This is a genomic window from uncultured Sulfitobacter sp., from assembly GCF_964021855.1.
GTDB lineage: Bacteria > Pseudomonadota > Alphaproteobacteria > Rhodobacterales > Rhodobacteraceae > Sulfitobacter.
The window spans coordinates 105,103-117,879 of sequence record NZ_CAXHZD010000003.1 but is presented as its reverse complement, the minus strand read 5'-3'; the positions used below and the strand labels follow the sequence as shown (position 1 = coordinate 117,879).

Annotated in this window: 10 protein-coding genes; 6 read left to right on the top strand and 4 right to left on the bottom strand. The window is 58.4% G+C overall.

All coding sequences use genetic code 11. The annotated features are described in order from the left end of the window. The first annotated feature begins 88 nt into the window (after window positions 1-88). The 5 genes from AADJ11_RS11130 (at window position 89) to uvrA (ending at window position 6,921) form a co-directional block, all read left to right on the top strand. Window positions 89-667, top strand: coding sequence for a DUF924 family protein (locus AADJ11_RS11130; RefSeq protein ID WP_341234594.1), 579 nt, complete (start codon window positions 89-91; stop codon window positions 665-667). A gap of 98 nt (window positions 668-765) precedes the next feature. Beyond that, window positions 766-2,160: a dihydrolipoyl dehydrogenase gene (gene lpdA / locus AADJ11_RS11125; RefSeq protein ID WP_341234593.1), complete on the top strand. Its 1,395-nt coding sequence runs from the start codon at window positions 766-768 to the stop codon at window positions 2,158-2,160. 59 nt (window positions 2,161-2,219) lie between these two features. Beyond that, window positions 2,220-2,783, top strand: a complete 564-nt coding sequence (locus AADJ11_RS11120) for a methyltransferase domain-containing protein (protein WP_341234592.1) — start codon at window positions 2,220-2,222, stop codon at window positions 2,781-2,783. 21 nt (window positions 2,784-2,804) lie between these two features. Continuing rightward, window positions 2,805-3,968 carry an MFS transporter gene (locus AADJ11_RS11115; protein WP_341234591.1) on the top strand — a complete coding sequence of 388 codons (1,164 nt, stop codon included), beginning with the start codon at window positions 2,805-2,807 and terminating at the stop codon, window positions 3,966-3,968. A gap of 70 nt (window positions 3,969-4,038) precedes the next feature. Further along, window positions 4,039-6,921 carry an excinuclease ABC subunit UvrA gene (uvrA, locus tag AADJ11_RS11110; RefSeq protein ID WP_341234590.1) on the top strand — a complete coding sequence of 961 codons (2,883 nt, stop codon included), beginning with the start codon at window positions 4,039-4,041 and terminating at the stop codon, window positions 6,919-6,921. A 78-nt stretch (window positions 6,922-6,999) separates the two neighbouring features. Here uvrA and mmsB read toward each other — a convergent pair whose 3' ends face one another. The 4 genes from mmsB to AADJ11_RS11090 all read right to left on the bottom strand — a co-directional run bounded on the left by mmsB (window position 7,000) and on the right by AADJ11_RS11090 (window position 11,664). Next, window positions 7,000-7,872, bottom strand: coding sequence for a 3-hydroxyisobutyrate dehydrogenase (gene mmsB / locus AADJ11_RS11105; protein WP_341235010.1), 873 nt, complete (start codon window positions 7,870-7,872; stop codon window positions 7,000-7,002). Between the two features lie 2 nt (window positions 7,873-7,874). Then, window positions 7,875-8,918, bottom strand: coding sequence for an enoyl-CoA hydratase/isomerase family protein (locus tag AADJ11_RS11100; RefSeq protein WP_341234589.1), 1,044 nt, complete (start codon window positions 8,916-8,918; stop codon window positions 7,875-7,877). Next, the gene (locus AADJ11_RS11095; protein ID WP_341234588.1) at window positions 8,915-10,057 is read right to left on the bottom strand and encodes an acyl-CoA dehydrogenase family protein; all 1,143 of its coding nucleotides are present in this window, start codon (window positions 10,055-10,057) and stop codon (window positions 8,915-8,917) included. Before AADJ11_RS11095 ends, AADJ11_RS11100 begins: the two co-directional genes overlap by 4 nt. Before the next feature lie 107 nt (window positions 10,058-10,164). After that, on the bottom strand, window positions 10,165-11,664 hold the full coding sequence (locus tag AADJ11_RS11090) for a CoA-acylating methylmalonate-semialdehyde dehydrogenase (protein ID WP_341234587.1): 1,500 nt from the start codon (window positions 11,662-11,664) through the stop codon (window positions 10,165-10,167). 187 nt (window positions 11,665-11,851) lie between these two features. On the opposite strand from AADJ11_RS11090, the gene AADJ11_RS11085 reads away from it, so the two are divergent. Then, the gene (locus AADJ11_RS11085; RefSeq protein ID WP_341234586.1) at window positions 11,852-12,748 is read left to right on the top strand and encodes a LysR family transcriptional regulator; all 897 of its coding nucleotides are present in this window, start codon (window positions 11,852-11,854) and stop codon (window positions 12,746-12,748) included. The last annotated feature ends 29 nt before the right edge of the window (window positions 12,749-12,777 follow it).

Here is a 12,777-nt window from a genome sequence, read left to right as displayed (position 1 = left end):
TGACGCTTTTGTTACAAAACTTGAGTTCCAAAGCTTTCATATTCGTCGTTAGCTATATTTGTGTATTGGGTAGGCAAAGGAACACGATGTGATTGGCCCCGAGGAAATACTGAAATTCTGGCTTGATGATGCCGGAGAGGAAAAATGGTACGCGGTTGATGATGCTTTTGATCAAGAAGTCCGCGACCGCTTTCTAACCACATGGGAGGCCGCCTGCGAGGGCAAGTTCTCGCTTTGGCTGACCTATCCGACCGGGGCCTTGGCCTATATCATCCTGACCGATCAATTCCCCCGCAACATGTTCCGCGGGCAGGGGCGTGCGTTTTCGTCGGACCGGATTGCGCTGGCCGCGGCAAAGTCGTCGATCCACAAAGGCTGGGATATGCGGATTGATCCGCCCGCGCGGCAGTTCTTTTATCTGCCGCTGATGCATTCGGAAAACCTGATGGACCAAGACCGCTGCGTGCGACTGATTTGCGAGCGTATGCCCGCCAGTACAAGCAATATGCTGCACGCCCGCGCACACCGTCAGGTGATCCGTGATTTTGGCCGCTTCCCCTATCGTAACGAGGCGCTGGACAGGCATAGCACGGCCCATGAAAAGTCCTATATCGAGGATGGCGGCTATGGCAGCACCATGCGCGCCTTGCAGGATGAAGCGGCCTAAGACACCCGCACCTTTTGAAGTAATCTCGCGGTTGCTGAGGGGAATTATATAGTTTACCGTTAAACTATATTTATACTCCCATGCTGCGAGGTTTCCCTATGGCTGAAAAATCCTTTGATCTGATCGTGATCGGTGCCGGGCCGGGCGGCTATGTCGCCGCGATACGTGGCGCGCAGCTGGGGCTGTCCGTGGCGATTATTGAGCGTGAACATCTGGGGGGTATCTGCCTGAACTGGGGCTGTATCCCGACCAAGGCGCTGCTGCGGTCCTCCGAGGTATTTCACCTGATGCACCGGGCCAAGGAATTCGGCCTGAAAGCTGACAATATCGGCTATGATCTGGATGCTGTCGTCAAACGGTCGCGCAAGGTTGCGGGGCAATTGTCGGGCGGCATCGGCCATCTGATGAAAAAGAACAAGGTCACCGTGTTCATGGGCACGGCAAAACTTGCCGGTAAGGGCAAAGTGTCCGTGAAAACCGACAAGGGCAGCGAAGACCTGAGCGCCAAAAACATCGTGGTGGCCACCGGTGCCCGCGCGCGCAACCTGCCGGGCCTAGAGGCCGACGGAAAACGTGTCTGGATGTACAAAGACGCGCTGGACCCGCCCCACATGCCGAAAAAGCTGCTGGTCATCGGATCGGGTGCCATCGGCATTGAATTCGCCAGCTTCTACAACACCTTGGGCGCAGAAACGACCGTGGTCGAGGTGATGGACCGTATCCTGCCTGTCGAAGACGAAGAGATCAGCAAATTCGCCAAGAAGCAGTTTGAAAAGCAGGGCATGAAGATCATGCAAAAGGCTGTTGTGAAACAGCTGGACCGCGCGGCTGACAAGGTGACCGCCCATATCGAGGCAGGCGGAAAGGTCGAGAAACACGAATTTGATACCGTGATTTCCGCCGTGGGCATCGTCGGTAACGTCGAGGATCTGGGTCTTGAGGATATGGGCGTGAAAATCGACCGCACCCATGTGGTGACAGATGAATATTGCCGCACGGGCGTGGATGGGCTCTATGCCATCGGCGATATCGCAGGTGCCCCTTGGCTGGCACATAAGGCATCGCACGAAGGCGTCATGGTGGCCGAGCTGATCGCGGGTAAACATGCGCATCCGGTGAAGCCTGAATCCATCGCGGGCTGCACCTATTGCCACCCGCAAATTGCATCCGTCGGCTATACCGAGGCGAAGGCCAAAGAGCTGGGTTTCGATGTCAAAGTCGGCCGTTTCCCCTTTATCGGCAATGGCAAGGCAATCGCGCTTGGCGAACCCGAGGGGATGATCAAAACCGTCTTCGACGCGAAAACCGGTGAATTGCTGGGCGCGCATATGGTCGGTGCCGAAGTGACCGAACTGATCCAAGGCTACGTGATCGGCCGCCAGCTGGAAACCACCGAGGAAGACCTGATGAACACCATCTTCCCGCATCCAACGCTGTCGGAAATGATGCACGAGGCCGTGCTCGACGCTTACGGCAAAGTCATCCACATGTAAAAAGCGCCCCGCGCCATTCCGTTCTGGACGGGGTGGCGCGGCGCTGCCATAGATTGGCTATGGTTAGTCTTAATCGCGTCGTCATGGGCCCGGCTTCTCGTCGGATGATCCAGAACCTCATCCCGCAGCAGCTTGATGTTGCAGAGATTTCTGGGAAATGGGGCGAGATGTTCGATTTCAAATCCTACGAACAATTCCGATACCCCGAATATGACATCTGCGCCGGGCCGGTCATGGACAAACAGCTGGACCGTCCGCGCAAATTTGATCTGATCCTTGCCAACCAAGTGTGGGAGCATCTGGATCGCCCCTATGCCGCCACCAAAAACATCCGCCGGATGCTGAAAAAGGGCGGGCATTTTTGGGTCGCCGTGCCGTTTTTCGTCCCGTTTCACGCGGCCCCGATGGACAACTCACGTTGGTCGGCACGCGGGCTGAAAAACCTGCTGGTCGAATGCGGGTTTGACGAGGACGAAGTGCAATCGAGCCAATGGGGCAACCGCCACGTCGCCTTGCGCAACATGGAAGAAAAATGGCCCCCCGAATATAACGAGGCGACCGACGACATCAGCAACGATCCAGACATGCCAATCTGCGCGTGGGCCTTGGCCCGAAAAACTTAAAATCACACGAGTATTCCTGCTATGAAAACCCCCTTTCCTTTGATCTTCGCGCTTTGGGGCGCGGGTCTCGGCTCTGCTGCGCAATATGGCAAGGTCAGCGTCGTGTTCGATGCCCTGCCTGCGGTCTATCCGGGGGCAGGGGCCATGCTGGGCTTTGCCGTGTCCTTGGTCGGGCTGGTCGGCATTATCTTTGGCGTGGTGGCCGGGCTGGTCGTGGCGCGGGTGCGGTACCGGCGGGCATTGATCGGCGCGCTTTGGGTCGGGGCGGCCATGTCGGCGTTTCAGGCGCTTTTGCCCAGCTTGCCGCTGTTTCTGGCCAGTCGCGTGATCGAAGGGGCGTCGCATCTGGCCATCGTCGTTGCTGCCCCGACATTGATCGCGCAGCTTAGCGCACCCAAGGACCGCGGGCTGACCCTGTCGCTATGGGGCACGTTCTTTGGTGTGGCCTTTGCGATTTTGTCGCTGCTGGGCCGTCCCTTGGTCGACAGTTGGGGGATTTCGGCGCTGTTCGTGGCGCATGCAGTGTATATGGCTGGTTTCGCGGTGTTTTTATCCGCGCGGCTCAAGCGGCTACCGCCTGAGGGGCCGCAGCCCGTGCTAAACCTGCGCCAAATCATACGTGATCACGGCGCGATCTACCGCTCGCCCCGCATCAGCGCCCCTGCGGCGGGCTGGCTGTTTTACACCTTTTGCTTTGTCTCGATCCTGACCGTTTTGCCACCCTATCTGGATCCCGATCTGCGCAACATGATCCTTGCCGCGATGCCGCTGGTGAGCATCGCCGTGTCCATGACGGTGGGCGTGTGGTTGATGCGCCATCTGCAAGCGGTGCAAGTTGTTGAGCTGGGCTTTGCCGGGTCTGCGCTATGCCTGCTGTGGCTCTGGGCTGTCCCCGGTGCGCCGTTGGCCTGCCTGGCCCTTGCCGCCGGTTTGGGATTGATCCAAGGGGCCAGTTTTGCCGCCGTGCCGCAACTGAACGAAGACGCCGCGACCCAAGCGAAATCGAACGGGGCGATGGCGCAGATGGGCAACCTTGGCAACACGCTTGGCACGCCAGTTGTTGCCGCCGTTCTGTTGGGCTTTGGCTATGCGGGAATGCCGGTTGTCGCCGGGGTTGCCTGCCTTATGGGGCTTGGCGTGCATCTGATTTTGGGGCAACTGCGCTATCGCGGGTCACGTTCCTGATATGTTCTCATTTTTCTATTGGAAAACCGGTACTGTCCGCCTATGTACCAATTGGTAATGGGGGTCTGATATGGCTGAGCTGAAAAACATCGAAGTCCGCGGCGCGCGCGAACACAATCTGAAAAACATCGACGTGGATATTCCGCGCGATCAGTTGGTGGTGATCACGGGCCTGTCTGGCTCGGGTAAATCCTCGCTCGCCTTTGACACGATCTATGCCGAAGGGCAGCGCCGCTATGTCGAAAGCCTAAGCGCCTATGCCCGGCAATTCCTTGATATGATGCAGAAACCTGATGTGGATCACATCAGCGGCCTGTCCCCTGCAATCTCGATTGAACAAAAAACCACGTCGAAAAACCCCCGTTCGACCGTGGGCACCGTGACCGAAATTTACGACTATATGCGCTTGCTGTTCGCCCGCGTCGGCACGCCCTACAGCCCCGCCACCGGCAAACCCATCGAGGCGCAGCAAGTCCAGGACATGGTCGACCGGATCATGACGATGGAGGAGGGGACCCGCGCCTTCCTGCTGGCCCCGATCGTGCGCGACCGCAAAGGCGAATATCGCAAAGAATTCCTTGAGCTGCGCAAACAGGGTTTCCAGCGCGTTAAGGTTAACGGCGAGTTTTACGAGTTGGACGAGCCACCAACGCTGGATAAGAAGTTCCGCCATGACATTGACGTCGTCGTTGACCGGATCGTGGTCCGCGAGGGGCTTGAGACGCGGCTGGCCGACAGCTTGCGCACTGCGCTTGATCTGGCCGATGGCATCGCCATCATCGAAACCGCCCCCGCCGAGGGGGAGCCCGAACGCTTTACCTTTAGCGAGAAATTCGCCTGTCCCGTTAGCGGCTTTACCATCCCCGAGATCGAGCCGCGCCTGTTCTCGTTCAACGCCCCGTTCGGTGCCTGCCCGTCCTGCGACGGTCTGGGCAAAGAGCTGTTCTTTGACGAACGCCTTGTCGTGCCCGATCAAAACCTCAAGATTTACGACGGCGCTTTGGCCCCGTGGCGCAAGGGCAAGTCGCCCTATTTCTTGCAGACCATCGAAGCCATCGCCAAGCATTACAATTTTAACAAAAGCACCAAGTGGAAAGACCTGCCCGAAAATGTGCAGCAGGTGTTTTTGCGCGGCTCCGGCAAGGAAGAGATCAAGTTCCGCTATGACGAGGGTGGCCGCGTCTACGAGGTTAGCCGCGTGTTCGAGGGCGTCATCCCCAATATGGAACGCCGCTATCGCGAGACTGACAGCAACTGGATCCGCGAAGAATTTGAACGCTACCAGAACAACCGCCCGTGCGGCACCTGCGGCGGCTACCGCCTGCGCCCCGAAGCCTTGGCTGTAAAAATCGGTCCGGTCGATGGCAAACCCGAAGAGCGCCTGCACGCAGGCGAGGTTGTGCAGATGTCGATCCGCGAGGCGTTCGATTGGTGTAATGCCGTACCTGACCAACTGACCAAGCAAAAGAACGAGATCGCCCGCGCCATTCTCAAGGAAATTCGCGAGCGGCTTGGATTCCTAAATAACGTTGGATTAGAGTATCTTACGCTCGCACGTTCAAGTGGTACATTAAGTGGTGGCGAAAGCCAACGCATCCGTCTGGCCTCACAAATCGGGTCGGGGCTGACGGGGGTTCTGTACGTTCTCGATGAACCTTCGATCGGGTTGCATCAGCGTGACAATGACCGCCTGTTGCAGACCCTGAAAAACCTGCGCGACCAGGGCAACACCGTCATCGTCGTCGAGCATGACGAAGAAGCGATCCGCGAGGCGGACTATGTCTTCGACATCGGTCCGGGGGCCGGTGTGCATGGCGGGCAGGTGGTCAGCCACGGCACGCCCGAACATGTCGCCAACGACCCCAATTCGCTGACCGGCCAATACCTGACCGGCAAGCGCGAGATTTCGGTGCCGGCCAAGCGGCGCAAAGGGAACAAGAAAAAGATCAAAGTGGTCAAAGCGACGGGCAACAACCTGCAAAACGTCACCGTTGATTTCCCCTTGGGGCAGTTCGTTTGCGTGACCGGCGTGTCCGGCGGCGGCAAATCGACCTTGACCATTGAAACCCTGTTCAAAACCGCGTCGATGAACCTGAACGGTGCGCGGCAAACCCCGGCCCCCTGCGAAACGATCAAGGGCCTCGAACATCTGGACAAGGTGATCGATATCGACCAGCGGCCCATCGGGCGCACGCCCCGGTCGAACCCCGCAACCTACACTGGTGCCTTTACCCCGATCCGTGACTGGTTCGCGGGCTTGCCCGAGGCCAAAGCGCGCGGATACAAGCCCGGGCGGTTCAGCTTTAACGTCAAGGGCGGTCGTTGCGAGGCCTGCCAGGGCGACGGCGTGATCAAGATCGAAATGCACTTTCTGCCCGACGTCTATGTCGAATGCGAAACCTGTAAGGGCAAGCGGTACAACCGCGAAACCCTTGAGGTAAAGTTCAAAGGCAAATCCATCGCAGATGTACTGGATATGACCGTCGAAGACGCGCAAACGTTCTTTGCCGCCGTGCCCAGCATTCGCGAGAAAATGGACGCCCTGATGCGCGTCGGCCTTGGTTATATCAAGGTCGGCCAGCAGGCCACCACGCTCTCTGGCGGCGAGGCGCAGCGCGTCAAGCTGTCCAAGGAACTCAGCAAACGCTCCACGGGCCGCACGCTTTATATTCTGGACGAGCCGACCACCGGCCTGCATTTCGAAGACGTGCGCAAGCTGTTGGAAGTGTTGCATGAATTGGTAGATCAGGGAAATTCCGTTATCGTGATTGAACATAACCTCGACGTGGTCAAAACCGCAGATCACATCATTGATATCGGCCCCGAGGGCGGCGATGGCGGCGGACGTGTGGTGGCCACCGGCACACCCGAACAGGTCGCCGAGATCGCGGAAAGCCACACGGGTCATTACCTCAAGCCGATGCTGTCACCGCGCAAGGTCGCCGCTGAATAGCTCTGCGTCGTTCATTTTGCCAAGTAAACTCCACGGGGGTCCGGGGGTGTGAAACCCCCGGCCTTCGCCCCAAGAAGCTCATCCCCGATTGCGTTGTTCAAAACGGGGCAGCATGGCCGAGAAGTCTTTACCCATGCCGTCTTCATCCTCGACAAATTGGGCATAAAGCGTACGGGCCAATTCGCCCATCGGCGTGTCGGCATTGGCCATCTCGGCGGCTTGTTGCGACAGCCCCAAATCCTTGAGCATTAATTCAGCCGCAAACCCGGGCGCATAGCCATTGTCGGCGGGCGAGGTGGGGCCGACACCGGGGGCAGGGCAATAGGCGTTCATCGACCAGCTATAGCCCGAAGACGTGCTGACCACGTCGAACATTTTCTGACGGTCGAGACCTAGTTTATCGGCCAGCGCAAAGGCTTCGCAGGTGGCGACCATCGTGACGCCAAGGATCATGTTGTTGCAGATTTTCGCCGCTTGACCCGCACCTGCATCACCGCAATGCACTGCCTTTTGGCCCATGATGTCGAACAGCGGCTTTGCCTTGGCAAATGCCGCGTCGGACCCTCCGGCCATGAATGTAAGCGTCCCGCCAGCCGCCCCGCCGATACCACCCGATACCGGGGCATCAACGGCCAAAATCCCCGTATCTTCAGCAGCTTCCGAGGTGTTCTTAGCGCTTTCTACATCCACGGTAGAGCAGTCAATAAACAGCGTGCCCTTGCTCATGTGGGGAATGGCTTGTGCTGCGACTTGGCGCAGGATCGATCCGTTTGGCAGCATGGTGATCACGACGTCCATGCCTTTGACGGCACCCTCAAGATCGACGGCGGCAGCGACGCCTTCAGCAGTGGTACCTGCGACGTCAAAGCCCGTAACCTGATGCCCGGCCTTGGCCAGATTGGACGCCATCGGCGCACCCATATTGCCAAGCCCAATGAAACCAATCTTCATGCTCATGTCGTTTTCTCCAGTGTCAGGGCGTCTTGGCCCAAGGGTTTCAACATCGTGGCCACCGCCGCCAAAGGGACATTCATATCGGCGTATTTCCAGCTGGGGTCGCGGTCTTTGTCGATGATCGCCGCGCGAATGCCTTCCAGAAAATCGCCATGCTCCATCGCGCGGAAGGTGAACCGGTATTCAAGGTCCAGCGCCTTCTCGATGGTCAACGAAGGCCCGCGCAGACGGTGGATCGCCTCAATCGTGCTGGCCATGGCAAGGGGGCTCATCCGGGACATTTTCTTGTAGGTCTCGGCAGCGAAATCGCTGTCTTTGGTGCGCAGATTGTTCAGCACATCGCTCAGTGATTCACCATCGAACAGCTCGTCTATCTGGTCTTGTAGCGTGGCTAAAGTCGAGTCAGGCGGCGCGATTTTTGCGGCGTCAATGACGGCCACATCGCCCGAAGTTTCGAGCGCGCGAATTATGTCATTCCACTTTAGCTGCGGAATGTAGCTATCTGCAAAACCTGCATAAATAGCGTCTTCGGCGGCCATGCGGGTGGCGGTGGTGCCCAGATATTCCCCCATGCGCCCCGGTGCCAGCGCCAGCATCAAAGTGCCGCCCACATCAGGCAGCAGACCGATCCCGCATTCGGGCATCGCGATCTGGCTGTTTTCGCCCACAATGCGGTGCGATCCGTGACAGCCAAGGCCAACGCCGCCGCCCATTGTGAAGCCTTGCAGGAAGGAGACAACCGGCTTGGGATAGGCGAAAATCTTGGCGTTCAACCGGTATTCATCCGCCCAGAATTTGCGGCCATAGGCGTAATCCCCCTTGGTGCCGGTGGCATACAACTCGGCAATATCCCCGCCGGAGCAAAAGGCGCGTTCGCCCTCCGCATCCAGCACGATCAGGTCAACGGCGTCATTGTCGCGCCACGCATCGAATGCGTCTTCGATGGCCAGACACATCTCATAGGTTAACGCGTTCAGCGCTTGGGGGCGGGTCAGGGTGATCCGACCGGCACGGCCCGTAATGCGGATGCAAATATCGCTCATCTGTTTTTCAGCATGTCACGGGCGACAATCACGCGCATAATTTCGTTTGTGCCTTCAAGGATCTGGTGCACACGCAGATCACGCACCAGTTTTTCGATGCCGTAATCGGCCAGATAGCCATAACCGCCATGCAATTGCAGGCATTGATCGACGACCTTGCTGCCCGTTTCGGTCACGAATTTCTTGGCCATGGCGCAGAACTTGGTGGCATCAGGCGCGCCGTTGTCCAGCTTCCATGCGGCGTGGCGCAGGAAGGTGCGGGCGGCTTGCAGCTCGATCTCCATATCCGCGAGACGCCATTGCAGGCCTTGGAACTGGTCGATGGATTTACCGAATGCCTTGCGGTCGCCCATGTAGTTCAGGGTCGAGGTCAGCGCGGTTTGCGCGGCCCCCAGCGAACAGGCGGCGATGTTCAAACGCCCGCCATCCAGCCCCATCATCGCGTATTTGAAGCCTTTGCCTTCTTCGCCCACCAGATTGCCGGCGGGGATGGTGCAATCATCGAATTGCACCTGTGACGTCGGTTGGCTGCGCCAGCCCATTTTGTCTTCAAGCCCGCCAAACGACAGCCCCTTGGTGCCGTCTTCGACATAGACGGTGGACACGCCCGCGGCCCCATCGTCAGAGGTGCGCACCATGGCCACATAGGCGTCGGAATACCCGCCACCCGAGATGAACGCCTTGGTCCCGTTCAGGGTGTAGCCGTCGTTGGTCCGGTCGCATTTTGTCTTGAGAGCCGCCGCGTCGGAGCCTGATCCTGGTTCAGTCAGGCAATAGCTAAGCACGGTGTTCATCGACAAGACATCGTCCATGATCCGCGATTTCAATTCGTCGCTGGCAAAGCTGTCGAGCATCTTGGCGCACATGTTGTGGATCGACAGGAAGGCCGCAACGGAGGGGCAGGCCATGCTCAGCGCCTCGAACACCAACGTGGCATCAAGCCGCGTCAGGCCAGATCCGCCAGCGTCTTCAGACACATACAACCCGCCAAAGCCAAGCTCGGCGATTTTGGGCCAGATTTCCTTGGGGATGGTTTCGTCTTTTTCCCATTGCCGCGCAAAGGGGGCAATATGTTCTTGGCCAAAGCCGTAGGCCATGTCGAAGATGGCAGATTGTTCTTCGGAAAGTGCGAAATCCATAGCGATGATCCCTCCCAAGATCGGTCGAATTGAACGTTCGTTTAATTGTATAGAGATGCGCCGAAGGCGCAAGCGGTCTGCGGGGGATTCCCCCCGCAGCGCATGGATCACTCCATCGGTTTAAAGTTGAACTCGCCGCCTTCTTTGATGCCTGACGGCCAGCGCGAGGTCACGGTTTTGGTGCGTGTGTAGAATTTGAACGCATCTGGCCCGTGCTGGTTAAGATCGCCAAAGACCGATTTTTTCCAGCCGCCAAAGGTGTGATAGGCGAGCGGCACAGGGATCGGCACGTTGATACCGATCATGCCTACGTTCACCCGGTTCGCGAAATCACGCGCGGCGTCACCGTCGCGGGTAAAGATCGCGGTGCCGTTGCCCATCTCGTGATCCATGGCAAGGCCAAGCGCCTCTTCATAGGTTTTGGCACGCACGGTGGACAGCACGGGGCCGAAAATCTCGTGCTTGTAGATGTCCATATCCTTGGTGACGTTATCAAACAGGTGCGGGCCGACGAAAAAGCCGTCTTCATAGCCTTGCAGTTTGAAGTCACGGCCATCGACAACCAAGGTCGCGCCCTGGTCGATACCGGTTTGCACCAGACGTTCGATGTTGGCCTTGGCTGCACCGGTAACAACGGGGCCGTAATCGACGTCTTTGCCGGATGTGTATGGGCCGACCTTCAGCTTTTCGATGCGCGGGATCAGTTTCTCGATCAAACGGTCGGCGGTTTCGTCACCGACTGGGACGGCCACGGAAATCGCCATGCAGCGTTCGCCAGCCGCGCCGTAGCCCGCACCGATCAGCGCATCGGCTGCTTGGTCCAGATCGGCATCGGGCATGATGATCATGTGGTTCTTGGCACCGCCAAAGCATTGAACGCGCTTACCATTCGCACAACCCGTGCCATAGATATATTCGGCAATCGGGGTGGAGCCGACAAAGCCCACGGATTGAATGACAGGGTGGTGCAGGATCGCATCGACCGCTTCTTTGTCGCCGTTGACGACTTGGATGATGCCTTTGGGCAGGCCTGCTTCTTCCAGCAGTTCGGCCAGCATCAGCGGAACAGAGGGATCACGCTCGGACGGTTTTAGGATGAAGGCGTTGCCGCAAACGATGGCGGGGGCGAACATCCACATGGGGATCATGGCGGGGAAGTTGAACGGCGTGATGCCTGCGGACACGCCCAAGGGTTGGCGCATGGAATACATGTCGATGCCGGGGCCCGCGCTGTCGGTGTAGTCGCCTTTCAGCAATTCAGGCGCGCCGATGCAGTATTCAACAACCTCAAGCCCGCGCTGCACGTCGCCTGCGGCATCGGGGAGGGTTTTACCGTGCTCGCGCGACAGCGCCTCGGCCAGTTTGTCCATGTCGCGGTTCAGCAGGTCGACGAATTTCATCATCACCCGCGCGCGGCGCTGTGGGTTTACGGCGGCCCAAGCTGGCTGTGCGGCCATGGCGTATTTCACGGCCTGGTCCATCTCGGCCTCGTTGGCGAGGGGGCATTTGGCCTGCACTTCGCCGGTGGCGGGGTTGAAAACATCGGCAAAACGGCCCGACGTGCCTTTGACATGTTCGCCGTTCAAATAATGGGTGAGCTCTTGCATGGGAATCCTCCGGTTAAGTTTGCGCGAAGGATAGGCTTGCAAAAATGATTGTGAAAGGGGCATGAAGTCAAAACTGTTTTGCATTTTTGCAAGACGTATGTGCAGTTTGCACAGCGGGTAGGGGGCCAGCCCCCGTCCTGCGGACTCCCCCGGAGTTTTTTGGGCAAAATGAAGAGAGGTGTGGCGCGTGTTAGGGAATTGGGATGATCTACGGCTGTTTCTGGCGGTTGCGCGCGAGCAGAGCCTGTCGGGGGCGGGTAAGATTTTGCGGCTTGATCCGGCGACCTTGGGGCGGCGGATGGCGCGGGTCGAGAAAGGGTTGGGGGCGGTTTTGTTCGTGAAATCGCCAACGGGCTATGCGCTGACCGAGGCGGGCGCGCAGTTGTTGGAACGGGCTGAGGCGGCCGAGCAGGCGATGCGCGTAGCCACGGCTCAAGTGGCGGAGCCGTCGGATCGGTTGCGGGGGCAAATCAGGATTGGTGCGCCGGATGGCTGTGCGAACTATCTGTTGCCGCAGGTCTGTGCCCGGCTGATCGAGGCAAACCCGGAGCTGGACATTCAGATCGTCGCCCTGCCGCGGGTGTTCAACCTGTCGCGGCGCGAAGCAGATATGGCGATTGGCGTGAGCGCGCCCACAGCGGGGCGGCTAGTGGTGCAAAAAGTCACCGAGTATAAGCTGCATCTGGCGGCGTCCGAGGCATATCTGAACAGCAGCGCGCCCATTCGCAGCACTGACGATCTGCAAGGGCATCGCTTGGTGGGCTATATCCCCGATATGATTTTCGACCGCGAGCTGGATTATCTAACCGAATTGGGCATGACCCGCGTCCCCTTGGCATCGAATTCGGTTTCCGTGCAGGTGAATATGATCCGGCAGGGTGGGGGCGTTGGCATTGTCCATGATTTCTGTCTGCCCGCCACCCCCGGCGTGACGCGGGTTTTGACATCGCAGGTGGCGCTGAGCCGGGCATTTTACCTGATCCGGCACGAGGATGATCGCCGCAATCAAAGGTTGAGCCGCTTTGCAGATGAACTCGCCCAAGGTATTCGAACAGAAGTGTTAAAACTTGAGGCAAATACTTGACAGGTAATAGCATTAAAGGGAACCTAGGG

Excerpts from the sequence above, each read along its gene's own strand:
- lpdA (WP_341234593.1), top strand. The coding sequence starts at position 766 with ATGGCTGAAAAATCCTTTGATCTGATCGTGATCGGTGCCGGGCCGGGC.
- AADJ11_RS11120 (WP_341234592.1), top strand. The coding sequence starts at position 2,220 with ATGGTTAGTCTTAATCGCGTCGTCATGGGCCCGGCTTCTCGTCGGATG.
- AADJ11_RS11115 (WP_341234591.1), top strand. The coding sequence starts at position 2,805 with ATGAAAACCCCCTTTCCTTTGATCTTCGCGCTTTGGGGCGCGGGTCTC.
- uvrA (WP_341234590.1), top strand. The coding sequence starts at position 4,039 with ATGGCTGAGCTGAAAAACATCGAAGTCCGCGGCGCGCGCGAACACAAT.
- mmsB (WP_341235010.1), bottom strand. The coding sequence starts at position 7,872 with ATGAAGATTGGTTTCATTGGGCTTGGCAATATGGGTGCGCCGATGGCG.
- AADJ11_RS11100 (WP_341234589.1), bottom strand. The coding sequence starts at position 8,918 with ATGAGCGATATTTGCATCCGCATTACGGGCCGTGCCGGTCGGATCACC.
- AADJ11_RS11095 (WP_341234588.1), bottom strand. The coding sequence starts at position 10,057 with ATGGATTTCGCACTTTCCGAAGAACAATCTGCCATCTTCGACATGGCC.
- AADJ11_RS11090 (WP_341234587.1), bottom strand. The coding sequence starts at position 11,664 with ATGCAAGAGCTCACCCATTATTTGAACGGCGAACATGTCAAAGGCACG.